General features: G+C 51.0%; 14 protein-coding genes. 10 read left to right on the forward strand and 4 right to left on the reverse strand.

Annotation, left to right across the window (positions count from 1 at the left end):
- Positions 1–27: 27 nt before the first annotated feature.
- The 3 genes from cusF (at position 28) to OGV65_RS18215 (ending at position 4,899) form a co-directional block, all read left to right on the forward strand.
- The gene (gene cusF, locus OGV65_RS18205; protein ID WP_016152151.1) at positions 28–375 is read left to right on the forward strand and encodes a cation efflux system protein CusF; all 348 of its coding nucleotides are present in this window, start codon (positions 28–30) and stop codon (positions 373–375) included.
- A gap of 76 nt (positions 376–451) precedes the next feature.
- Entirely contained in the window at positions 452–1,744 is a 1,293-nt protein-coding gene (locus OGV65_RS18210; protein ID WP_286455303.1) for an efflux RND transporter periplasmic adaptor subunit, read from the forward strand.
- Positions 1,745–1,755: 11 nt separating this feature from the next.
- Positions 1,756–4,899, forward strand: a complete 3,144-nt coding sequence (locus OGV65_RS18215; RefSeq protein ID WP_047501828.1) for a CusA/CzcA family heavy metal efflux RND transporter — start codon at positions 1,756–1,758, stop codon at positions 4,897–4,899.
- Positions 4,900–4,950: 51 nt separating this feature from the next.
- Here the strand turns inward: OGV65_RS18215 and rclR are convergent, their stop codons facing one another.
- Positions 4,951–5,805: a reactive chlorine-specific transcriptional regulator RclR gene (gene rclR, locus OGV65_RS18220; protein ID WP_047415069.1), complete on the reverse strand. Its 855-nt coding sequence runs from the start codon at positions 5,803–5,805 to the stop codon at positions 4,951–4,953.
- Between the two features lie 235 nt (positions 5,806–6,040).
- On the opposite strand from rclR, the gene rclA reads away from it, so the two are divergent.
- From rclA to OGV65_RS18250, 6 genes are all read left to right on the forward strand, one after another.
- Positions 6,041–7,366 carry a reactive chlorine resistance oxidoreductase RclA gene (rclA, locus tag OGV65_RS18225; protein WP_286455304.1) on the forward strand — a complete coding sequence of 442 codons (1,326 nt, stop codon included), beginning with the start codon at positions 6,041–6,043 and terminating at the stop codon, positions 7,364–7,366.
- 164 nt (positions 7,367–7,530) lie between these two features.
- Positions 7,531–7,767 carry a reactive chlorine resistance periplasmic protein RclB gene (gene rclB, locus OGV65_RS18230; RefSeq protein WP_049282516.1) on the forward strand — a complete coding sequence of 79 codons (237 nt, stop codon included), beginning with the start codon at positions 7,531–7,533 and terminating at the stop codon, positions 7,765–7,767.
- 11 nt (positions 7,768–7,778) lie between these two features.
- Positions 7,779–8,339, forward strand: coding sequence for a reactive chlorine resistance membrane protein RclC (gene rclC / locus OGV65_RS18235; RefSeq protein WP_286455305.1), 561 nt, complete (start codon positions 7,779–7,781; stop codon positions 8,337–8,339).
- Between the two features lie 578 nt (positions 8,340–8,917).
- Positions 8,918–9,604 carry a flagellar brake protein gene (locus tag OGV65_RS18240; protein ID WP_047501820.1) on the forward strand — a complete coding sequence of 229 codons (687 nt, stop codon included), beginning with the start codon at positions 8,918–8,920 and terminating at the stop codon, positions 9,602–9,604.
- Between the two features lie 24 nt (positions 9,605–9,628).
- Complete coding sequence (locus OGV65_RS18245; protein ID WP_019076223.1) at positions 9,629–10,216, forward strand: helix-turn-helix domain-containing protein; 588 nt, start codon at positions 9,629–9,631, stop codon at positions 10,214–10,216.
- A 101-nt stretch (positions 10,217–10,317) separates the two neighbouring features.
- Positions 10,318–11,085, forward strand: coding sequence for a putative bifunctional diguanylate cyclase/phosphodiesterase (locus OGV65_RS18250; RefSeq protein WP_286455306.1), 768 nt, complete (start codon positions 10,318–10,320; stop codon positions 11,083–11,085).
- Positions 11,086–11,274: 189 nt separating this feature from the next.
- On the opposite strand, the gene OGV65_RS18255 is transcribed toward OGV65_RS18250, so the two are convergent.
- The 3 genes from OGV65_RS18255 to OGV65_RS18265 form a co-directional block, all read right to left on the reverse strand.
- Positions 11,275–20,607 carry an autotransporter outer membrane beta-barrel domain-containing protein gene (locus OGV65_RS18255; protein ID WP_286455307.1) on the reverse strand — a complete coding sequence of 3,111 codons (9,333 nt, stop codon included), beginning with the start codon at positions 20,605–20,607 and terminating at the stop codon, positions 11,275–11,277.
- 196 nt (positions 20,608–20,803) lie between these two features.
- Positions 20,804–21,382 (reverse strand): helix-turn-helix transcriptional regulator, encoded by a 579-nt coding sequence (locus tag OGV65_RS18260; RefSeq protein WP_047501815.1) that lies wholly within the window; start codon positions 21,380–21,382, stop codon positions 20,804–20,806.
- Positions 21,383–21,999: 617 nt separating this feature from the next.
- Complete coding sequence (locus tag OGV65_RS18265) at positions 22,000–23,175, reverse strand: coiled-coil domain-containing protein (protein WP_200013851.1); 1,176 nt, start codon at positions 23,173–23,175, stop codon at positions 22,000–22,002.
- A gap of 246 nt (positions 23,176–23,421) precedes the next feature.
- On the opposite strand from OGV65_RS18265, the gene pheP reads away from it, so the two are divergent.
- On the forward strand, positions 23,422–24,816 hold the full coding sequence (pheP, locus tag OGV65_RS18270) for a phenylalanine transporter (RefSeq protein WP_047415083.1): 1,395 nt from the start codon (positions 23,422–23,424) through the stop codon (positions 24,814–24,816).
- The last annotated feature ends 15 nt before the right edge of the window (positions 24,817–24,831 follow it).

Genomic DNA, 24,831 nt, shown 5'->3' on the forward strand with positions numbered 1-24,831 from the left:
AATATTAACTTTTCAGGAGCATCAAGTATGAATACTACCGCCAAAGCCGTGTTGTTTAGCTTTTTCTCTGTGGTCATGTTTAACGCTCAGGCCAATGAGCATCAGCATGGCGAGATGATGAACATGCAGCCAGCGGCCCAACAGGAAGACGTCATTAGCGCCACCGGGGTGATTGAAGCTATTGATAAAGAAAGTAAAAAAATCACGATCAAGCATGATCCCATTCCCGCGGTGAACTGGCCTGCCATGACGATGCGTTTTACGCGGGTTGCCGACACCAAGGCTGACGATATTAAACCCGGCGATAAGGTTGCGTTTACGTTTGTTCAGCAGGGAAATATCTCTGTGTTACGCGATATTCACATCAGTAAATAACGTTCTCGCTGGTCTCTTTTATTCTTGCCCGGATTCTTCGAAATTCGGGTGAGACTATCGCGCAATGGAAATCACTATGGCGTCTTTAAATATTAAAAATACCGCGCTTATTCTCGCTGGCATGATTGCCGGTGGGGTTATTTCTGTCGGTATTTATACTTATTATTCATCAGCAAACGTAACGGCTGAAACCGGGCAGGCTTCGCAAAAAGAAGCCAGAAAAGTGTTGTTCTGGTATGACCCCATGTACCCGAACACGCGCTTTGATAAGCCGGGTAAATCACCGTTTATGGATATGGATCTGATCCCCAAATATGCCGATGAAGAGACCGCGAGCGCGTCAGCGCCTGGCGTGCGTATCGATCCTACTCAGACCCAAAATTTGGGTCTGAAAACAGAACCTGTGCGCCGTGGCCCGCTGCACTATGCGCAAACTTTCCCGGCTAACGTTAGCTATAACGAATACCAGTTTGTTATTGTCCAGGCTCGCTCCGCAGGCTTTATCGAGAAGGTTTACCCGCTAACCGTGGGCGACAAAATTAAGCAAGGTGCGCCGCTTATCGATCTGACGATTCCCGACTGGGTTGAGGCGCAGAGCGAATATTTGTTACTGCGGGAGACCGGCGGCAGTGCGACGCAGGTGGAAGGGATTCTGGAGAGATTACGTCTGGCCGGTATGCCGGAAGCGGATATTCAGCGCTTAAAATCGACGCGTAAAATTCAGACCCGCTTTACCCTGAAAGCCCCTATTGATGGGGTGATTACCGCATTCGATTTGCGTACCGGCATGAACATTTCCAAAGACAATGTGGTCGCGAAAATTCAGGGGATGGACCCGGTATGGGTCAGCGCGTCGGTCCCGGAATCTATCGCCTGGCTGATCAACGACGCCTCGCAATTTACCATCACTGTGCCCGCCTGGCCGGATAAGCCTTTCACCATTAGCAAGTGGAATATCTTGCCTAGTGTCGATGCCACCACGCGTACGCTGCAGATCCGTTTGCAGGTCAATAACCCTGATGAGGCGCTCAAGCCGGGGATGAATGCTTACCTGCAACTGAAAACGCAAAGTGAACCGATGCTGCTGATCCCCTCTAAGGCGTTGATTGATACAGGCACCGAGCAACGGGTGATCACCGTCGATAACGAAGGTCGATTTGTACCGAAGCAGGTTGCGGTATTCCATGAATCTCAAGGGCTGACGGCTATCCGCTCAGGCCTGACTGAAGGTGAAAAAGTGGTGTCCAGTGGTCTGTTCCTGATTGATTCCGAGGCGAATATCTCTGGCGCACTGGACCGTATGCGCGCGCAGAACAGTGGTGCGCAAGACGCATCCGCAAAGCCAGCCCAGGCGACCCATTCACACTGAGGACATGATAAATGATTGAATGGATTATCCGCCGTTCGGTGGCAAACCGTTTTCTGGTGATGATGGGGGCGCTGTTTCTCAGTATCTGGGGAACCTGGACCATCATTAATACCCCGGTTGATGCGTTGCCCGATCTCTCTGATGTTCAGGTGATCGTCAAAACCAGCTATCCAGGGCAGGCACCGCAAATCGTTGAAAATCAGGTGACTTACCCGCTGACCACCACCATGCTGTCGGTACCGGGCGCGAAGACCGTGCGTGGTTTCTCGCAGTTTGGTGATTCCTATGTGTACGTCATTTTCGAAGATGGCACCGATCCTTACTGGGCGCGCTCGCGCGTACTGGAGTATCTCAACCAGGTTCAGGGAAAATTACCGGCAGGGGTCAGCGCGGAGATGGGACCGGACGCCACGGGCGTCGGCTGGATCTTTGAATATGCGCTGGTCGATCGCAGCGGTAAACACGATCTGGCAGAGTTACGTACTCTTCAGGACTGGTTTTTAAAGTATGAGTTAAAAACGATTCCGAACGTGGCAGAGGTGGCCTCGGTAGGCGGCGTGGTTAAACAGTACCAGGTTGTTATCGACCCGATGAAGCTGACGCAATATGGCATCAGCCTGGCGGAGGTGAAATCTGCACTGGATACGTCGAATCAGGAGGCGGGCGGCTCGTCTGTTGAGATGGCTGAAGCGGAATATATGGTCCGTGCCAGTGGGTATCTACAAACGCTTGATGACTTCAATAATATCGTCCTGAAAACAGGGGCCGACGGTGTACCTGTTTATCTGCGCGATGTCGCGCGTGTGCAGATTGGGCCGGAAATGCGCCGTGGGATCGCCGAACTGAATGGTGAAGGCGAAGTGGCGGGCGGGGTGGTAATTCTGCGTTCCGGTAAAAATGCGCGTGAAGTGATCTCCGCCGTTAAAGCCAAACTCGACACCCTGAAAAGCAGCCTGCCGGAAGGCGTTGAGGTAGTTACAACATACGATCGCAGTCAGCTCATCGATCGCGCTATTGATAACCTGAGCTATAAGCTGCTGGAAGAGTTTATCGTTGTTGCGCTGGTGTGTGCGCTGTTCCTGTGGCATCTGCGTTCGGCGCTGGTGGCGATTATTTCCCTACCGCTGGGACTGTGTATCGCGTTTATCGTGATGCATTTCCAGGGGCTGAACGCCAATATCATGTCGCTTGGGGGCATTGCCATTGCCGTCGGGGCCATGGTCGATGCCGCGATTGTGATGATTGAAAACGCCCATAAGCGGCTCGAAGAGTGGGGACATCAGCATCCGGATGAAAAACTGGATAACGCAACGCGCTGGAAGGTCATTACCGATGCCTCGGTAGAGGTCGGCCCGGCATTGTTCATCAGCTTGCTGATTATCACCCTGTCGTTTATCCCTATTTTCACGCTCGAGGGGCAAGAGGGGCGACTGTTCGGCCCGCTGGCGTTCACCAAAACGTATGCCATGGCAGGCGCGGCGTTTCTGGCTATTGTCGTCATTCCGATCCTGATGGGATTCTGGATCCGTGGCAAAATTCCGGCGGAAAGCAGTAACCCGCTTAACCGTTTCCTGATCCGTATTTATCATCCGCTGTTGTTGAAGGTGCTGCATTGGCCTAAAACCACCCTGCTGGTGGCGGTGCTTTCGATACTGACGGTTATCTACCCGCTGAATAAAGTCGGTGGTGAATTCCTGCCGCAGATTAACGAAGGCGATCTACTGTATATGCCGTCAACTCTGCCGGGGATTTCGGCGGCGCAGGCGGCGGATATGCTGCAAAAAACCGACAAGCTGATCATGACCGTTCCGGAAGTGGCGCGTGTGTTTGGTAAAACCGGTAAGGCGGAAACCGCAACGGATTCCGCGCCGCTGGAAATGGTCGAAACAACGATCCAACTGAAGCCGCAGGATCAGTGGCGTCCGGGGATGACGATGGACAAAATCATCGCCGAACTCGACAAAACCGTGCGCTTGCCAGGGCTGGCGAATCTGTGGGTTCCGCCTATTCGTAACCGTATCGACATGCTTTCTACCGGCATCAAAAGCCCGATTGGGATAAAGGTGTCAGGTAACGTTCTGGCTGATATCGACGCCACGGCGGAACAAATCGAAGAGGTAGCCAGAACCGTGCCGGGCGTCGCTTCGGCGCTGGCTGAGCGGCTGGTGGGTGGGCGCTATATTAATGTGGACATTAATCGGGAGAACGCAGCCCGCTACGGTATGACCGTCGGCGCGGTACAGTTGTTTGTCACCTCCGCGGTCGGAGGCGCGATGGTGGGCGAAACGGTGGAAGGGATTGCACGTTATCCGATTAACCTTCGCTATGCGCAGAGCTATCGTGATAGCCCGGAAGCGCTGCGTAATCTGCCCATTCTGACGCCCATGAAGCAGCAAATCACGCTGGCTGATGTTGCAGATGTGACAGTGGTTTCTGGTCCGTCGATGTTGAAAACCGAAGATGCGCGACCCACCAGTTGGATTTATATCGACGCCCGCGACCGTGACATGGTTTCGGTGGTGAACGATCTGAAAAAAGCGATCGCTGAAAACGTACAGTTAAAGCCGGGGACCAGCGTGGCGTTTTCCGGGCAGTTCGAGCTGCTTGAACGCGCCAGCCATAAGCTCAAACTGATGGTGCCGATGACGCTGATGATTATCTTCGTCCTGCTTTATCTGGCTTTCCGTCGCTTTGGTGAAGCGCTGCTGATTATTACCAGCGTGCCCTTTGCGCTGGTAGGGGGGATCTGGTTCCTCTACTGGATGGGGTTCCATATGTCGGTTGCGACCGGAACCGGGTTTATCGCCCTGGCTGGCGTTGCCGCGGAGTTTGGCGTAGTGATGCTGATGTACTTGCGCCATGCTATTGAAGCCGAGCCTGCGCTGGAAAATCCGCAAACCTTTACGGCGGATAAGCTGGATGAAGCGTTGTATCACGGCGCGGTGCTGCGCGTGCGTCCGAAAGCGATGACCGTGGCGGTGATTATCGCGGGCCTGTTGCCAATCTTGTGGGGGACAGGGGCGGGCTCAGAAGTGATGAGCCGCATTGCCGCGCCGATGATTGGCGGCATGATTACCGCGCCATTGCTGTCGCTGTTTATTATTCCGGCAGCTTATAAGCTGATGTGGCTGCACAGGCATCGCAGCCAAAAGTAATGCCTTGAAGCGCTCGCCTGCGTCGGTTTTGTTGCCGAAGCAGGCGGTGCGTTATGCCGCCAGCGCTTTCACGCGTTTGCGGTACTCGCCCGGCGTGCAGCCAAATCCCCGTAAAAAGACTTTGTGAAACGATGATTCGCTGGCGTAACCCACCGACTCGGCAATAACGATCAACGGCTGCGATCCGCGTGACAGCATCTGGGCGGCGAATTGCAGGCGTAGCTCGGTTAACACCGCCAGCGGCGTGGAGTTTGATACTTCACGGAATAGCTGCGCAAAGCTGGCCCGCGACATATGGGCACGCTTTGCGAGTTCTTCGACAGTCCAGGGAAAAGCCGGTGACTCCAGCATCATGAAGACAACGGCACCCAGCCTTGGGTGCAGCAGTAAATTCAGCACATTTTTAGCGGGTGTCGGCTGGGCTAGCCACTCGCGAACGGCTAACGCGAACAGCGTAGCGCATTGCTGGCTGCAAACGATGTTGGAGCCAGGCAGATCGTTGATGTATTCCTGCTGCATCAGCGCAATCATGGCCTTCAGCCAGTGGCTAATGGGACTGTCATCTTCTGGTGCCAGTATTAATACTTCCGGAAGGGCGGTTAAAAAATAGCGTGAAGATGCCTGCAATCGCAGGCTTCCGCAGACAATATGCGTTTGTTCTTCCCCTGTCTGGCACAGCCGATGCGCGGAGTTTTGAGGCAGAATGACTATTGTTCCAGGGCGTAACGTAGAAGACGTTCCGTCTGGCATATCCAGTTGAGCAAATCCCTGGGTTACCGTATGCCAGCGGATAACGGACAGCTCGCCCGCCGCGTGCGGCAGTTGCCAGTCCCTGCTCAGCAGGCAGTTTTGATCAATCGAGCCCTGCGGGTCGTTAAGCATAAGTAATCGGCTAAGTGCATCCATAAAGACTCCTGAGCAGTTCTTGTTGATGCTTGTCGAGATAAAGTAACGCTGTTACTCATTATTTCTTAAATAAATTTATGGTGTTAGTTTATTGTCCCGATGGATTGAGTGGAAGAGAGATAGTAGTGATTTAGACGATTTGACAGTAATTTGCGCGATATGGATACATTGTTCATGCATCGTTAAACCTATACTTCAGTTCAACAAACGAACAGTGACATGGCGGAGAGACAGCATGAATCAGTATCAGGCGATTATTATCGGATTTGGCAAAGCGGGTAAAACGCTGGCGGCTACCCTGGCGAAAACGGGCTGGCGAGTGGCGATTATTGAACAGTCAAACACCATGTATGGCGGGACATGTATCAATATCGGCTGCATTCCCACCAAAACCCTGGTACACGATGCTGAACTTCAGCATGACTTTGCTGCGGCGATGCTGCGCAAGGCCTCCGTTGTCAGCTTTCTGCGTGATAAAAATTTCCATAATCTTGCCGATCTGGAAAATGTAGATGTGATTGAAGGCCGTGCTGAATTCATTGATAACCATACGGTGCGGGTCGTGCAGCCAACAGGCGAGATTGAACTAAGCGGCGAAAAGATCTTTATTAATACCGGCGCACAGGCAACGATGCCAAACGTGGCAGGGTTAATGACTACACCGGGTGTGTTTGACAGTACCGGGTTGTTAAATTTGACGCAACGTCCGGAACGTTTGGGGATTTTGGGCGGCGGTTATATTGGTATTGAATTCGCATCAATGTTTGCCAACTTTGGCAGTAAGGTCACCATTTATGAAGCCGCCCCACTGTTTTTAGCCCGCGAAGATCGGGATATTGCCGACGCTATCGCCAACATTTTACGCGACAAAGGGGTTGAGATTATCCTCAATGCCAGGGTGCAGGCGGTTTCGTCCCATGACGGCGCGGTGCAGGTGCAAATGCCGGAAGGCGTCCAGACTGTGGATGCGCTACTGGTGGCATCGGGCCGCAAACCGGCAACTGAAAATCTGCAGTTGCAGAATGCGGGTGTGGATGTCAACGAGCGCGGTGCCATTGTGGTGAATAAATATCTGCGTACTTCGGCAGACAATATCTGGGCCATGGGCGATGTGACGGGGGGGTTACAATTTACCTATATCTCGCTGGATTACTTCCGTATTGTGCGCGACAACCTGTTAGGCGAGGGATTACGTAACACCGGTGATCGCCAAAACGTACCGTATTCTGTCTTTATGACGCCGCCGCTTTCCCGTGTGGGGATGACAGAAGAACAAGCTCGCGCCAGCGGCGCGGCGGTCCAGGTTGTCACCCTGCCTGTCGCGGCTATCCCGCGTGCACGGGTGATGAATGACACGCGTGGCGTACTTAAAGCGGTGGTAAATCGCGAAACGAAACAGATATTAGGCGTATCGCTGCTGTGCGTGGATTCTCATGAGATGATTAATATCATTAAAACCGTTATGGATGCTGGTTTACCTTACACGACATTGCGCGATCAAATATTTACTCATCCGAGCATGAGCGAATCACTGAACGATCTCTTCTCTCTAATAAAATAATAATATAGTTTGCATGATTGCCCCACCTGTGTGGGGCTTTTTTTTATCATATATAAAGAAATACTCATGAACAGTTATTCTGGCGTTATGGAGGAAATAAGATAAGCAACAATGTTTTATTCTATTACGAGTGAAATCACTTGTTAATGGAAATAGAAATGAACATGCTTAAAACTTCATTATTGTTGACTGCTTTACTGACTGCGCCGGTGACATTTTCTGCACTGGCACAGCAGCCAGTCGAAGTAGCCCGCGTCAGCGTGTCGGCAATTGCCGCCGCACCTTCTGTTGTTGAACATGCAATCGCCAGACTGGCGCAGGAAAATAAGGCAACTTCCTGGAAAATCACCTCAATGCGCATTGATAGCAGCACTCACGCAACCGCAATTTTGTACAAGTGAGGAGAGTCTGAATGGAAAAGTATCTGCGTTTACTCAGCAAGGGCGATAGAATTGGATTAACATTGATTCGCCTGAGTATTGCCATTGTTTTTATCTGGATTGGCTTAATGAAATTTGTACCTTACGAAGCCGATAGTATTACGCCATTTGTTGCCAATAGTCCGGTAATGTCATTTTTTTATGAACATCCAGAAGAATATAAGCAGCATTTAACCCACGAAGGTGAGTTTAAACCGCAGGAGCGGGAATGGCAGAAGGCGAATAACACCTATACGTTCTCCAATGGCCTGGGCGTAGTCGAAGTGCTGATCGCATTGCTGGTGCTGGCTAATCCTGTTAGCCGTTGGTTGGGATTAATTGGTGGCGTACTGGCATTTGCTACTCCGATTGTGACGTTATCATTTTTAATTACCACACCGGAAGCATGGGTGATGCCACTGGGCGATTTGCACCACGGTTTTCCGTACTTGTCCGGAGCCGGGCGTCTGGTGTTGAAAGACACATTAATGCTGGCGGGAGCGGTGATGATCATCGCAGATTCATCGCGATCAATTATTAAGCAAAAGTATTGAATTTTTAACGTTGTACCCTCTGTAAGACAGTAAGCCTCTATAGTTCGATTCGGTAATTACCGGGCCAGCAGGATGCTGGCCTTTTTTCTGCCCTAAGGTAAATTTATTTTACAGGTGAAATATAATTATTCACTTTTTCACAATAACTAGTCGGAGCTATATTCCTGGTTAATGATATAGTGCAGTAAGCATTTTCTCTTCTTCTTGCGATAGCACGCCAGTCCGCATACTGCGTGGTCCTTCCATCAAAATCCATTCATTTCCCTCTATTTTTTTCTGTGTAGTTCTTGCTATTTGTTATCTCAAAATGACATCTCAAAAAATTTTATTATTCTCTTTTGTTATAGTTAGCCAACAACTTCATGTGGTTTTAGGCATGGCTTCAGCTAGAATTAACTTTGATTAAATGTTTTTACGTATCAATAAATGGCTAAAGATAGTTAAAAACTTAATTTTTAACCAACTGTTCGACATGGAATCCACTATGGTAATTAAGCACCAGGGGTGGATGCTGATCTTGCGTTTTGTGAGTAACCAAAAGCGAGACATATCTTAAATATGGAAATAAGGGTTTTAGAATGAGCTTTGGATTAGCAAAGGACAACAAGTTTGAAATCATCGCTACCCTTCGTGAAGAGTTGCACAAGAAAACGAAACTTGAAGTTTTATGTGAAAACCATAGTGTTATCACGCAGTTAGAGAAGATTGATTTCGAGCGGTTTGTCATCTCCGGACACGAAGACATTGTTCCTGAAAAGGTCCAGTACTTTATCCTGCACAGTGAGAGTGGGATTGTAAAATTTAGTGCCAGATTCGAACAAACCTTATCAGCAGGTGTACAAGCAGGATTATCCTACTTCATCCCGGATATGATTTTCTTTGCCCAGCAGCGACAAAATCAGCGTTTTTCCTTCCTGAAGGGTTACGACTTTTTCTGTTTTGGTCGTTACAAAAACGGAGAAAACTACTCTCTGAAGATTAAAAACATCTCGCAGGGCGGTTGTGCATTAATTGTTAAAGATGTGAACTCCCGTTTTCTCTATAAAGATGCGGTGATTAAAAATGCCGCGCTGGATTTTGATACGTTTGGCAGTTTACAGCTGGATTTGAAAGTGATCGATGTCGTCATGATCAATGAATTTGATGAGGATAATCAATTGTATGCCTGTCATCAGATTTCATGTGAGTTCGATTTTAAAAATCGTCGTGAAGAGGCAGAGGTCGAGAAGATTATTATTAAATTTTTAATGAGTAACAAGATTTGATGCTGATAAGGAGCGATGAACAGGATGTTGATGTGTGGCAGTGATAATTTTGTGGGCAACGGTTTGTTCGCCTACCTGACAAGTAAACATGTACCGATACAAACATTCCAGTTTGAGGATATGTTGCATCAGTCATCATTATGCCAGCATCAAACCATGGTTTTTAATATCATTGATAACGAACAACCATGTTCAACTATCGTGCAGTTTTTGAATAAAAACCGCTTCAAGTTTTATAATAATGTCGTGGTAATTATTGCTGATAGTTTGGTGGCGAAATTATGTGTAGAGTTATTATATGTTGAAAAAACGATAGTTTTGACGGAGAAATCTTCACTGCGCGATTTCGGTCAACTGGCGTCGTTAACAGCCGGGAAATGGAATCCCCGGCTGTATCGCTCACAGAAAAGATTAACCGAGAGAGAGCAGCAGATTCTGAATTTATTGGTAAACGGATATACCGCCAGAGAAATTTCAGAGTTAGTTAGCCTGAATTATAAAACTATCCAGGCGCATAAAATGAGGGTCGTCACCAAGCTGGGACTGACCAATACCTCGGAATTAAATAAATTAATTGTCAGATTTACCCATCGTATGTCTTTTTTACCCTAACCTGGCCATTCTATTCTGATGTAACACACCTAATAGTAGATACAATTCGGGAGTGATATTGACTGGTTTTTAATTTTTATGATTTGTTGAGGGAGAGAGGAATGTTTAATTCTAGTGAGGTGTTAACCGCGCTTGAAAAGGCATTGAATACCAGTCAGCTTTATATGGTTTATCAACCAATTTTTAATTTGCGTAATCAGCGTATTAGCGGGTTTGAAGCATTAATGCGTTGGAATAGCCCCCAGATGGGGATGATCTCTCCCGATGTTTTTATTACCTTGCTGGAAGACAGCGGCAATATCATATCAATTGAAGATATGGTTACCCACACTCCCTGGGATGTGGCAACCCGTTGGCCAGAGCCCCTTGTATTGTCCGTCAATATTTCCGCGCTTGAATTCTGCGATCCGCTGTTACCCCAACGTGTCAGAAAAAATCTTACTGTATGTGGTCTCCCGCCCCATCGATGCCAGATAGAGGTCACGGAAACGTCGCCGCTGTGCGACAGTCAGGTCGCGGCTAAAAATATGACGGAGCTGAAGGCGATCGGGGTCAAAATTGCCCTTGATGATTTTGGAACCGGCCACGCCAATCTTAACTATCTGTTGAAATATCCTTTTGATACCTTAAAAATTGATAAGGAATTTATCGCCGGCATTGAACCCGATACCCGTTCAACAAAGATTGTTGAGGGTATAATTTCACTGGCGCACAATTTTGGTATTGAAGTTCTTGCTGAAGGGGTGGAAACCCAGTCCGAACTGGACCGGCTGATGCAGATTGGTTGTGACAAAATTCAAGGCTTTTTCATTTCTCCCCCGGTGTTGGCAGAAGAGATCCCGTTACTCCTGATGCAGTATAATCCTTAATCTTCTCCCTCTCTGTTGTTCCCCTGAATCTCGTTTGTTTCGCGTTGCCAGAGGGCCGCTCCCGCGCTTTTCCTGCCTATAAAAATAAGTCCGTAGGCCTGATACGTTAAGCGCATCAGGTAGCTTTGTATCCGTGACAGGCAAAAAAAAGCCCCCTGTTAAACAGAGGGCTAGCGAGTTTATGTCAGCTTAGAACGATTTCTTAAAGCCAATTGATGCATTAACCGGCGCTTCAACCTGCGACTTACTGCCACCGTTGCTAAATTGCGTACCCAACTCTCCGTAGACCTGCAGGTTTCTGTCGATAGACCATGACAGACCGGCTGCAACTTCAGTGCTGGAGTACTGTTGTGAAGACTCAAGCGTGGTGGTGGCTACCGCATTGCTAAAGTGCGTTTTGTCTTTTGAACCCAGACCCTGCCAGACGTTGACCCTGCCGTAAGGCTGGAATTTGCCATGGTTGGTGTCATAGTCAGCGACCAGACGCACGCCCAGACGGGCGGTAAAGGAATCCGCGGTATCCATTTTCACTTTCGTTTGGGTTACACCATCAAGCCGCCCGTTATCAAAGTCGCTGTATTGATAGATTAACTGAGCCTGAGGTTCCAGACTCCATGCGCTGGCGCCTAAACGGAACGATTTACCCACTTCTGTCGACGCCGTCAGCGTGTTGCCTCTGACGGTATACGAGCCGTTGTTACCGGTCGCCGCCAGGCGGGATTTATGGTTACCGTATTGCAGGACGTTATCAACATACATCCCGTCGCCTGAGAACCAGGTGGCGTAGCCGCCGACATAAAACGCGTTGTCGTCGATGTTGCCGCCTTTGCCGTCGCTGCCTGTCTTCGTGCCTTTCACGTTGCTGTCGATATCAAGAATGCTGGTATACATCCCGGCTTTCCAGCTTTCGTTGGCATACATATCGACGCCAACCTGAATCCCCATGGTGTGGGAGCTGGTTTGCGTTCCAGCCGCATCATCCAGTTTGGTTTTACCGGAGTAGCCAATCATTCTTGCCCAGGCGCGATTGTCTTCATCAATACCCGGTTTAACCTCGTCCCCCATACGCTGGTGCATGTTGCCTAACAGGCTGATGTCGCCCTGACGAACGACGCTGGCGAGACCAGAATACAGCATAGTTTCTGGACGATATTCGCTTCTCAGATACCAGTTTTCACCCTGACCCTGAGCGTTGCCCGCATGCAGTTTATACTCAAATGCGCCTGCAGCCATACGATCGGCGGCAAGATGGAAGGCGTCTCGTGACGTTTGTGCCGTAGTGGTTGCGCCATTGAGCGCGGTTACCACTTCGATACCATCACCAATAGTTGGTGCGCCGAGACCAGAACCATCGACATCCAATAGCGTACTACCGCTGGCTTTACCGCCATCGATAATCAGACGGTCGGCAATGCCTGCGCCGCTGCCATTTTGTGTGGCCGCCATGTTGATAGTCCCTTTTTCGCCGGTGTAATCCCCTTTGACGGTTAACGTTGTGCCAGTCTGCTGGCCGATGAGTGAAACATCGCCACCGTTGCTCAGTCCCGCTACCGTCTGGTTGTAACCTTGCGTGTTGAGGGTAGTGTCAGCGACAACGTAGTGGTGTGATGCGCTACTCAGAGTGTTGGTATTACCCGCCTGCAGTACACCGTTGGCAATCAGCGTTGCGCCGCTGTAGCTGTTTTCACCATGCAACTCCGTAACACCGCTGCCGGTTTGATGCAGCTGGCCTTCGCCGCTGATATTACCGGTCAGCGCCAGGGTATCGCCACGATTGACGTTGAGTACGCCGTTATCAACGATATCCCCCTGAATGCTGCCGATATCACCGCCGTTACCCAGCTGTAAAACGCCTTGTTCGATGGTGGTGCCACCGGTGTAGGTGTTATCCAGCGTCAGGGTGAGGGAGCCTTTACCGGTTTTGGTCAACTGACCGTTACCTTCGACTTCCGTCAGCAGAGAAACGTTATGTCCGTTGGTGTCGAATGTCCCGCCGCCGGATTCCAGAGTCACCTGACGAGCGGTATCAAACGCTTCACCATATTTCAGCGTACCACCATTAAAGGTAATTCCCGTCTCTGGTGCGCCAAGGTTGGTATCACCCGCCACCTGCAGCGTACCTGAGGTGATGGTGGTTCCACCGCTGTAGGTGTTGTCACCAGTGAGGATGAGCGTACCGAGGTCGCCTTTATTCAAGCCGCCGGTGCCGCGGATCACGCTGTCGATAGTCGCGGTGTAGTTAGCGCCGTCTACTGTGCCATCGCCGACGCGAATCAGCGTATTAGCCGTATCGGTGGTAATGGCTTCACCGCCCACGCGATAACCATCGGTGGCGAACTGTGCGCCACTGATGATGACGTCGCCTTTGCTGTTATCGACGGTTACATTGCCCGCTTCACCCTGGAAGACGGCGAACGCGGCATCGGTAAACGGTGCATTCAGCGCGCCTTCTGGCGTTGATTCATCCGTTGTCCAGTTGTCATTACCCTGGCTGGATTGCCAGATACCGTCGCCGCCGTTGATGACGCCGTTGTTTTTCAGCTCGCCATTCTCACCGCCGGTGCCGTCCCAGAAACGTAGCGTCAGCCCGGCATGGTTGACCAGGTTAACCTGGTTTTTAACCGAGGTTTGTACGTACAGGCTGTCCGCAGCTTCCGGCGCGTCGGCAATGTCCATCACATTGTTGGTTAGTGTGCCGGTGTAGTTGATGACGCGGTAAACACCAACGTCAAAGCTTCCGCCTGGAGAGGTCTGGATATTGAGCTTACCGTCGAGCGTCAGATCGCCATTCACATCTATCAGGTCATTGAAGGCTCCGCCTGGGGTATAGGCCTGACCAAACTGGTAATCAAGCTGTGCGTTATCGCTGAGCGTCAGTGAACCGGTAGTCAGTTTACCCACGCTATTGATGGCCGCACCCGCGGTAATATGGCCGTCATCCAGTACATCAACCGCGCCGCCGATAATACCGTTCCCGCCGAGCGTTGCCCCAGATTTCACCGTCACCTGACCGGTCGCGGCAGACTGATTACCGTTGACCAGCAGTACGCCTTCATTGACGTCCGTGGTGCCGGTCCAGGTGTTATCGCCGGTCAGCGTTAACGTGCCGTCACCGATTTTCACCAGGCTGCCGTCGTTGCCGCTGATAATGCCGCTGATGGTGTCATCAAGATGCAGATTACCCAGCGATAATTCTTTATTGCCCAGTTCGACATTCCCCGCGCCGGACAACGAGCCGATAGATGTTGCGCTGTCGACTGCGCTGATATCGACCTTGCCGCCCGCCAGGTTTTTAACGACGGTATTCTCTGCTAACGCCTGGTCCGCAAAGGTCATCAGTCCGCTGTTATTCACGCTAGCAGAACCACCGCTGGCGTTTTCTTCCAGCGCCAACGTACTGTCTTTTGACACGTTAACCGTCGCCTCGCCCGCGGTGGCGTTATCGGTTAACAGCGCTTTCGCTGTGCCCGTCAGGTTCAGTTTTGCGCTCGCGGCGGTGACGTTATCCGCCAGTGTTAACAGGCTGTCGGCGATGTTCATGGTCAGGGATTTCAGGCTGGTCTCTGTTCCGCTGACATTGAGCGTTGCCCCGTTATTGACGTTCACGGTGCTGCTTTCATTGCTACCAAAGGCCCCGGTTTTGCTGACGTTGACCGTCACATTGTTGGCATTTCCGGTACCGGCAATTTCTGTGTCGCCTTTATAGCTGTTCGCGCGATTGAGCGACAGGGTACTGCCCGCATCGCTTGAGCTGCTGGTGACTTTCAGTTTACCGTCGCCGGTAATCTCACCTGTTGGCGTGAAATCATGTGAATTGAGGTCAAACACCGCCGCGTTATCATTCGCGCCCAGCACAATGGTGCGATTGCTGGTCAGGTCCGCGCCCATCTGCAGCGTGGAGCCGTTGTTGATAGCCAGGTCGGTTCCGCTCTGACCGAGGTTGCTGTCGGCGGAAATCTGCAACGTACCGCCATCAATGCGTGTGCCGCCGCGATACGCGTTATCACCGCTGAGGATCAGACGACCAAGGTCGGTTTTCACCAGCGTCAGCTTGTCAGTCGTGCTGGCTTCGCGGATGACGGACTCAATGGTCGCGGTATAGTTTTGCCCCGCGCCACCAGCGCCAACGCGCAGCAGCAGTTCACCGGTTCCCGGCGTCTGGCCTGCGTGGGTCGCGTTTTCCGTGGTGGCATAAGCGTTAAGTGCGTCGCCTTTAACGACATAGCCATCGGCGTCAAACTGTGCCCCGGAGAAGTTAACTTCTCCCGCGGCGTTATCCACGGTAACGGTGCCACCTTTGGTGGTGAAGACGGCAAAGGACTTCTGCGCCCAAGGTGCGTTACCTTCGCCCGTTGCCGTGGTCCAGTTGTTATCACCCTGACTGCCGATCGCCATCCATTTGCCATCGCCACCGTCAATTTTGCTGTCGCCCTCAATGCCCGACACGCCGTGGCTCTGACTTACCGTCGCCCCGTCCCAGAACTGCAGGGTAACGCCGTTGGCGTTCACCAGGTTGACCTGTTTGTCGATAGAGGTCTGGACAAAAATATAGCTCTTATCCTGACTTTCCGGTATTGCGCCCAGCTCCAGCGTCTGGTTATCCAGCGTACCGCCGTAATTATAGATACGGTACACGCCCGGTCCGAAGTTACCGCCTTGCGAAGTGGTAACATCCAGGGTCCCGTCCAGTTGCAGATCGCCTGCCACGTTCACCAGATCGTTTAGCGCACCGCCTGGCGTAAAGGCCTGGCCCAGTTCGAAAGCGGAGGTCGTTTTGCTGCCAAGCTGCAGATTACCGTTAACAGATAGCGTACCCGCACCGCCGTCACCGGCGCTGATGGTTGTGGCATCGTTCATCAGCACGTTACCGCCGATAATGCCCTTACCGCCAAGTGTGGACGTGCCGCTGACGGTGGTGACGCCGCGCGCCGCGCTTTGATCGCCATTCACCAGCAGCGTGCCGTTGGTAACGGTGGTGTTATCGGTATAGGTATTGTTGCCGTTCAGACGGGTAATGCCGCCACCGATTTGCTGTAGCGCGCCGATACCGGAGATCACACCGTTGAGCAGCACGTTGTTGGCGCGATTAATCGCCAATACGCCGTTGTCGATGATGTCAGAGACGGCGCTCACTTCGCCTTCATTTCCACCGTCACCTAACTGCAGCGTACCGGTTTGATCAATGGTGGTAGAGCCGGTGTAGCTGTTGTTAGCGGTAAACACCGTGGTGCCGCCCGCCGCACGTTCAAATTTTCCGTCGCCGCTGATGATGCCGCGATAGATCTGTGCTGCTGAGGTATCCCCCTGAGTATCGAAGATAACCTTGCTGTCTGCGCCCTGGGTGGTGACATTGTAATCGCCAATGCTTGCGGCAGTGCTGGTTGGTTCGACGTGGTCGCCGGTACGCAGCGTGGCACCATTGTTTACAGTAAGGGTTTCGCTCGCCAGATTCAGGTTTTCAACGATGCGTACATCTGCATTTGACCCGCTGATGGTCAGTGAATCCCAGCCGGTGCCAATGTTGGTACCGGTATTCAGGTTGTCGCTAGCCAGCGTACCAATCTTCGCATCTTTTGTATCAGTGAAGGTGAGGGCGTTGCCCGTACCCGCTGCGGTAAGGATGTGGCGCGTTTTATCCAGCGTCACATTGCCAATGTTGGCTTTATTGTTACCGCCAGTACCCGCGAAATTCACTTCGCCAGCATAAGAGCCGCTACGCCAGTTGAAGGTATCCGTACCTTCACCGGTGTTGATTACGCCGCTGGTCACACCGCCGCTGATATCGATGGTGTCATTGCCTTTACCAGACTGAACTGCCACGGCCGAGTCGTTGATGGCCTGCAGGGTTCCCGTGTTGGTGATGGCTTTACTGCTGTCGCCGCTGGCGTCTATTACCGGTGAGGTGGTACTGGCAGAGATAATCTTGCCGCTGTTGGTCAATGCGCTAACATTTTTCGCGATGATTGCTGAACCACCTGCGCTGTCATGCACGTTGATGTCGGCATTGGTGGTGATACGACCGTCCGTATTGGCGCGGATACCGCTGCCTTCGCTGTTGAGTACCTCAATGGTATAGCCTTTGCCGATGGTTAGATTGCCCGTCACCGCGTCGCCATTACGTTGTTCAAAGGCGAAGCCGGTACCTTTACCGTTGACGTTGAGGATGTTGTTCAGCCCATCGTTCATGGTCAGCGCCACGCTGGTGCGGATCCCTGGGCCATCGTTGGAGTCGATGGTGACATCACGCAGCGTGATATTGGTGTTGTTGGCATCGTTTTGAATACCGGCACCGGTACCATCAGCGCGGATCATCACGCTTTGCGCGGCCAGAGCGCCAGCGCCTTCGGCCAGGCGAATACCGTCAGCGGAGCCATCGGTGGTAATGCTGTCGCCAGTCATACCGTTAATCAGCAGGCTTGCCCCTTGGGTTAACAGAACGCCAGCGGTGCCATCATCAACCTGAATTTTGCCCAGCTTATTAATCTGCGCGCTGGAGCCTGAGGCGCGTACGCCGATGCCGTTGCTGACATGCAGGGCGAGGGAGGAGTTATTGGTTAAGCTACCGCCTTTTTGAACATCGACACCGATGCTGTCGACGCTGGCCAGATCAATAATCGATTTGGTATCGAGGATCAGGTTGCCCAGATTCCTCGCCACATAGGCGATTACCTTGTTGCCGCTGGCTTCAGAGGTGATCTTCGCGTTTGAGGTGAGGGTCGTGCTCGTGGCATTGCCCTGCGTATTACCATTCAACTGATGCGCCTGACCATCCACAACCCCGGCAACGGTTCTTTCACCGGTTAAATTGATGGTGGTTTTATCGCTGATGGTCCCTTTCGCGCCGCCTTCGATAACCAGCGCCGCAGAGTCAGTGCCCTTAACGGTGAACGTTGCTTCACCGGTATCTACGTTACTGCCTGCGCCGGTGGCGAGTACGCCCACGGAATTGTTACCGCTGAGAGTCAAATCCAGGTTGGAGGTGGACTGATCTTTCGGGTTAGTGGTATTACCGGCCAGCAATGCGCCATTGGCGATACGGAAAATGGTGGTGCGATCCTGACCGTTGTCATTCATCACCGCCTGACCAATATTGGCGGTAGCGCCCTTACCATACAGGTAATAACCAATCTGATCGGTGCTGTTAAATGAGGGGCTACTTAAGCTGTCAACGTTAGCGATGGCGTTATCACGCACGTGGACGCCGATGTTACCGGCTTTATCCAGCGTAATATTGGAATAGACGTTAACCACTGCCTGACCGTTGGCGTCACCTTCCGCCCAGATGGCGTAGTTACGGTTACCGACGCCGCCTTCACCGTCCACCACGATAGAGCCTGCAGCGCTGGTGGTGACTTCGGCATTTTTGTTATTGGCGCTAACGTGGATCCCTACGTTGTTGGTGCCATTCACGTTAATCTTGCCGTCGTTACGGATTTCCTGATTATTTTCTGCGCCGCTGTCGTGTACGGAGATGCCGTAGTTTTTACTGCTGCCCCCTTTAGAACCGCCATTGATCACGATATTGCCGGTATTGAGGACGTTGCCCGTGGCATTTCCGACCAAAATCCCCGCGGCGTTACGGACGCCGGTTCCCAGCGTGATAAGGCCGTTGTTAATCACCTCTTTGGCGCTCTTGATCATAATACCGGCGCTCAGGCTGGAACCGCCTGCCATGGTGACATCTTTAGCCGGATCGCTTGCGTCGCGACCAAGAGAAATAGAGGCATTCTGAGCGTTGGTAAAGGTGGCATTCCCGGCGACTTCTACGCCATAAGCGGTGCCGCTGGCAAAGGATGTACCGCTTTTACGTCCGTCTACGACGTTAATCTCGCCATTGTTGACCCCTTGCGCATCGTCAGACAATTGCATACCAATCGCCAGCGTCAGCGAAGAAGCGGGGACGTCTTTGCTCCAGGGATCGGCTGCCGAAGCGGTACCAAAGTTATCGGTGGTGATCGCCTGGTTGATGATGCCGTTGTTAGCGATCTGGCTGGTGCCTTGACCTTGCATACCAAATGCGCCATAGCTGTTGACGTTTTGGTTGCCGTCTTTATCGATAAACAGCCCGGAGTTGATCATCCCGTTGTTGGTTGCCGTCGCGTCTTTTGCCAGCATGCCAATCGCCAGGCTCTGCCCGGTAGACGTTCGTAATGCGTTCAGTTCGCCAAAGTTTGTGATAACCCCGCCATCAACGGCTTTCATGACGCCATTAATACTGCCGTCAACGGCAAGAATCGCATCTTTGTTCAGGGTGCCGGAGGTGCCTGCGCCGTTGGCGTAAATAGCATGCAGCTCACCGCGGTCAGCGGTCGCGTTATTGGCATGCGATAAGCCGTCTGTCCAGACGTCGTAATCCCAACTGAGCACGTCAGAGGGCTTGCTGGAATTGATCAGACCATCAATCAGCTCGGCATACTTCGTTTGTGCTGCGGTGACGGTAGTGACTTCATCCGTTTCCAGCCACAGCTGGATTTGGCTGACTTTTTCGCCTTCCGGGTTTTCCGCCGCGTCGCTGCTATTGCCCAACAGCCAGTCGTTAAATTCGGCCAACTCCTGCGTGTTGGTGATGTTAAATGTGCGCTCACCCGTTTCGACGACTTTGCCGTCCGTATCATAGCCGTAGGTCATGAGCGTGACAGCATCGCCAAACACGGAGGTTTGCGCTGAGCCGGCGAAGGTTTTTTCAGGAATAACCGGGGCGGCGTTAAATTTGATAAAGTTATCGGATTGCCAGTAAACCTGGCTACCCGCGTCCTGAGCCTCCAGTAAGGAGGAGTCTTTGGCCAGTAATTCGATGGTATTGGTTTTGGCGCGTACATTGAGCGTGTCGTCGCCCAAATTCAGATTGGCCGTGGAGCCGTTTGTCGCCAGCGCGATGCCAAATTGTTTGTAGATTTTAGACTGCGTCGGATCGTAAGTGTTTAATGCCGAATCGCCAATCTGTGATTCGGTAAGAAAGTTACTTAACGCGTTAGTATCAAAGACTTTAATGGTTGTTTTTTCGCCGGGGAACGCCGGGTCGTTAATCTCAAATTCTGTGCTCTGCGAAGGCGTTGATGATTGGTTATAAGTCAGGTATTCCGCCAGCTCCTCGGCGGTAGTAATCGTTTTTACGCCCTGGTCAGGGCTGGTGGCCTGTAGGGTGATTTTACCGGTTTGCAGTAGCTCTCTGATGGTCGTTGATTCAACAACGCCACTTTGACCCGGACTGATGGTTGGGATCGCGCCGCTGATATTGAGCGCCTGACCAGCAGTGATATCTTCATATAAGAATCCGTAGTCGTGGACACCTTCATAATCCCCAACAGAAATACCTGTCTGGTAGTCGGTGAAAATATTATGTTCACCGATGTCGATGATCGGAGTTGCTGAAGCTTGCATTGAAGCAGCGCTTAATGCGCCGGCCGTGAGTACGGCGACAGTTTTACGCGAGCTGCTTTTTTTCTTTCCTTTGGTTAATTCGGAAACGACCACCCAGATACCGAGCACCGCGTTCCAAATAATGCTGTAAACTTTGTTCATATATAACCCTCGTCTACATTCCTGTTATGTGTATTGTTAATACATTGAGTTGTTGGCTATGGTTGGCACGCGGATGTGCTACCCGGTAATAGATTTTTGGAAATAGGATTCCCTTCCGTGCGATGCGGAATTAAAAAGTGAGCCGAAAGGAAATCTTTTAAATAATAACCGTGATAATTGTCCTTAAATAAGTCAGTTACGGCTGGCTATAGTGAGAAATGGTGTACTTGAGTCGGGAGTTATTTTTCCCGAGTTTTCTGGCAATGTTGCTTTTGTACGCCCCGATGGTTTTTTCACTTTTTTGTGATGCCCCAGCGATTTGAGTCAGTGACCACCCCCGGGCAAGCATCATCATTACGTTAAATTCGTTTGCTGTGATTTTGTTATTTATTTCTTTGATATTACGTGGTTTTTTGTTTTGTGATATGCACGTCACGGCATGCAGTAACCGATCAAGGCTGGCGTCTTGATCGAGGAACAGCATGTTCCTCCCGCAAACGGTTTGAAAAATAGAAAAAGTAGCTTCATCTGCCAAAACAATAATTTTTGTGGCAGGGCGTAAAGCCATGTTGCGGATAATCCTGGCATATTTTAAAAAATCTGAGTTGTCAGGATTAATAATGATGCAATCCATTTCATAAGGGATTATGTTGACGGCAGAAAGCGTCTGAGAGGAGTAGTACGCGATATCAATATATAATGATGAACCACGTAGGATTTCTCGCATGCCTAGCCAGGGATAAATTGATTCACCCAAAAAAATAGCCTTAGACATAACGATCTCCTTGAAATTTTGGTGCAGGCGGTCGCCTCTTTTTTTAGGCTAAAAAAGAGTTTCTTGCGACGCATGAAATGTTAATTAAATCTCGTATGACGTTCTTTGGTGTGAACGCATCCTTATTTATTGCAGATTCAACAGATATTTTCTGTATTAATTTGAATCATTAACTATTCTTAAAGTAGATATTACACTTTGTTAAAATTTAAGATAAATCGTTTATTTCAGCTCTGAGTAAATGATTGATAGATTTCGCTTATGGATCACGCGAATAATGTTTCAGCCATTTCTATAAAGACAGGGTATTCCTATTTATACTGGAGGGGATTTATATGAAAAACCTTATATTTCAAACAGATAATCATTCTTCTTAATGGGACTATTGCCAGGTAGGAGAATTCTTAATCAAGGCCAGGATAAAGAGAGAGGGAGAGCGGTGGGAGAGAGAAATATTGTCTTATTTGCAGTTATCGACCTAAAACTCGAGTATTTAAGTTGATAACTCTGACTTATCTTAATAACTAAGCATTTTGTGCTATTTTTATCATTTGGTGCTTAACCTTCAAATCTCGCTTGAAGATGTTGTATTTTCTGCTTGCTATCGCTGATAGCGCTTAGCCCGCCAACAGCTCCTGCTCAACCTGTTGCACCTGTTGTTCCAGCGTATTGCGGATTTCCGTAAGCGCCCGTTGTTGATCGGAGAAGTAAGCCTCTTTATCCGTCACGGAGGTGGCAAGGCGCCAGGCGTTCTCAGCTTCCAGTTCGGTAATCTCTTTGAGTAGTGCGTTAATTTGTTCTCTGAGCTGCTGTATTTTGCTGCGTAAATGCTGCAGATCGTTCAATCGGTCACTCGCCATCATCGGTTCGAGGCCGCTTTGCAATTGAGTCAGTAGCGCCCGAACGGCAGCAAGGTCGGCATTCTGGCGCGCCTGGTTAAGCTGCACCATCATCTGATGCGCTTTCTCTTTCAGATCGTCCGCCACCACGTCCGGATGACAAAGACGGCTGGCCTGACGCCACAGGCGTTTTAACTCATTACGCTCTTCAGAAGAAAGTCGTTGGTCCCGGCTAAAACGATGTTGCGCATCCTGCTGCTGCTCCTGATATTCATCATATTCATGGCTGGCTTCTTCCTGTGCCTGACGGGCTGCGCTGTCGTCCTGGCGAGAAAAGTCGTTTTCCAGCTCACGAATCTCCGCCAGCAGGGCGGTAATAAGCTCCGTTTGTTGCTGAATTCGTTGACGTGTTTCCACCGATTCGCGCGAATCTGAATTCTGGTTCATCCAGAGCTGCTTAAGCCTGGCCAGTTGATCAACGGCCTGGGAAATATAGTGCTGGCAGGATTGATAGTCTTGTTCCCGGCGTTTTCGCTCCGCTTCCTGTTTGCGCTGGGCGCTGGCGGCGAGCTGTTTACGCAACTCGAGGATCCGGCTCATCAGAGGCCCAAGGCGAAGATGATACAGATCGTTGAAATCATCGAGGATTTGAATGCGCGTGTTGCGCTTATCGATCAGGTCACGCAGCTGTGTTTCGAGCGCCTTTAGTTCCAGTTTACTGGCGGCAATGGCAGGATCCTGCCACGTTGAGACTGCCCGTTGAGATTGCAGCCAGGCCGTGATTTCACGTAGGGCGTCACTAAAGCGCCGTGCTTCGAGCGCCTGAACGATGGTGCCTGGCAAGACTGACATAGGCTCATTTTTCAGATGATCTACCTGCTGGAAAATAATCTCCTCATCTTCCAGTTCAATAGCGCTTTTGACGATTTCCAGTCGTTTGATGATCTTATTCATGACAGTCGTTGCCTGGCCTGGCTCAAAAACGAGTGGCTGAAACACAGCGGGTTCACCCGTTTGAAAATGTTAGAAAAACAGTAAAGCGCATTCTGTGGCCTGCGATGCCTTTTCGTCCAGAATAATTCACTGTAATTATGAACAAACGCAATGCCACGGGCACAGCGGGTCCTTATTGCGCCTTGCGACAACCAGGTTGAAATGTTAAAAGAAGCCCCTTCAATAAAAACGACACAGGGGAAGGGCGTGAAAAACGCGTCAACTGCATCTGACACCAGCGTGTCTGATGCCGCGTCAACGAATGAGCCGACGCTTCAGAGGGGGTTGCAAAACCGCCATATTCAATTAATTGCGCTGGGCGGCGCAATTGGTACCGGCCTGTTTTTGGGCATTGGCCCGGCTATTCAGATGGCGGGACCTGCGGTGTTACTGGGTTACGGCGTTGCCGGGATCATCGCTTTTTTGATTATGCGTCAACTGGGCGAAATGGTGGTGGAAGAACCCGTTTCCGGATCGTTTGCCCATTTTGCCTATAAATACTGGGGACCGTTCGCGGGATTTCTGTCCGGCTGGAACTACTGGGTGATGTTTGTGCTGGTTGGCATGGCGGAACTGACCGCGGCTGGGATATACATGCAGTACTGGCTGCCCGATGTCCCGACCTGGATTTGGGCCGCGGCATTCTTCGTGATCATCAACGCGGTTAACCTGGTCAACGTACGTCTGTATGGCGAAACGGAATTCTGGTTTGCGCTGATTAAAGTGCTGGCCATTATCGGCATGATTGGTTTTGGCGTGTGGATGCTGTTTTCCGGTCACGGCGGGGAACATGCAAGCATTGATAACCTGTGGCGTTACAACGGCTTTTTTGCCACCGGCTGGAACGGGTTGATCCTGTCGCTGGCGGTGATTATGTTCTCCTTTGGCGGACTTGAGCTTATCGGGATTACTGCCGCAGAAGCGCAGGATCCGCAGAAAAGCATTCCAAAGGCGGTAAACCAGGTGGTGTACCGAATTCTGCTGTTTTACATCGGTTCTCTGGTGGTGCTGCTGGCGCTGTACCCGTGGGTGGAAGTGAAATCCAACAGCAGCCCGTTTGTGATGATCTTCCATAATCTTGATAGCAACGTGGTGGCTTCTGCGCTGAACTTTGTCATTCTGGTGGCTTCGCTGTCGGTATATAACAGTGGCGTCTACTCTAACAGCCGTATGCTGTTTGGTCTCTCTGTCCAGGGGAACGCGCCGAAGTTCTTAACCCGCGTCAGCCGTCGCGGCGTACCGGTGAATTCACTGATCCTCTCCGGTGCTATTACCTCTCTGGTCGTACTGATCAACTATGTCCTGCCGCAAAAGGCCTTTAGTCTGCTGATGGCGCTGGTGGTGGCGACGCTGCTGTTGAACTGGATTATGATCTGCCTGGCCCATCTGCGATTCCGGGCGGCGATGCGTCGTAAGGGACGTGAGACGCAGTTCAAAGCGCTGCTGTACCCGGCAGGGAACTATCTGTGTATTGCTTTCCTTGGCATGATTCTGGTGCTGATGTGTACGATGGACGATATGCGCCTGTCAGCTATCCTCCTGCCGGTGTGGATCCTGTTCCTGTTCGTTGCCTTCAAACTGCTGTGTCGTAAGTCCCGCTAAGTTTCTACCGATCCC

Source organism: Citrobacter sp. Cb004 (assembly GCF_030337065.1).
GTDB classification, from domain to species: Bacteria; Pseudomonadota; Gammaproteobacteria; order Enterobacterales; family Enterobacteriaceae; genus Citrobacter; species Citrobacter braakii.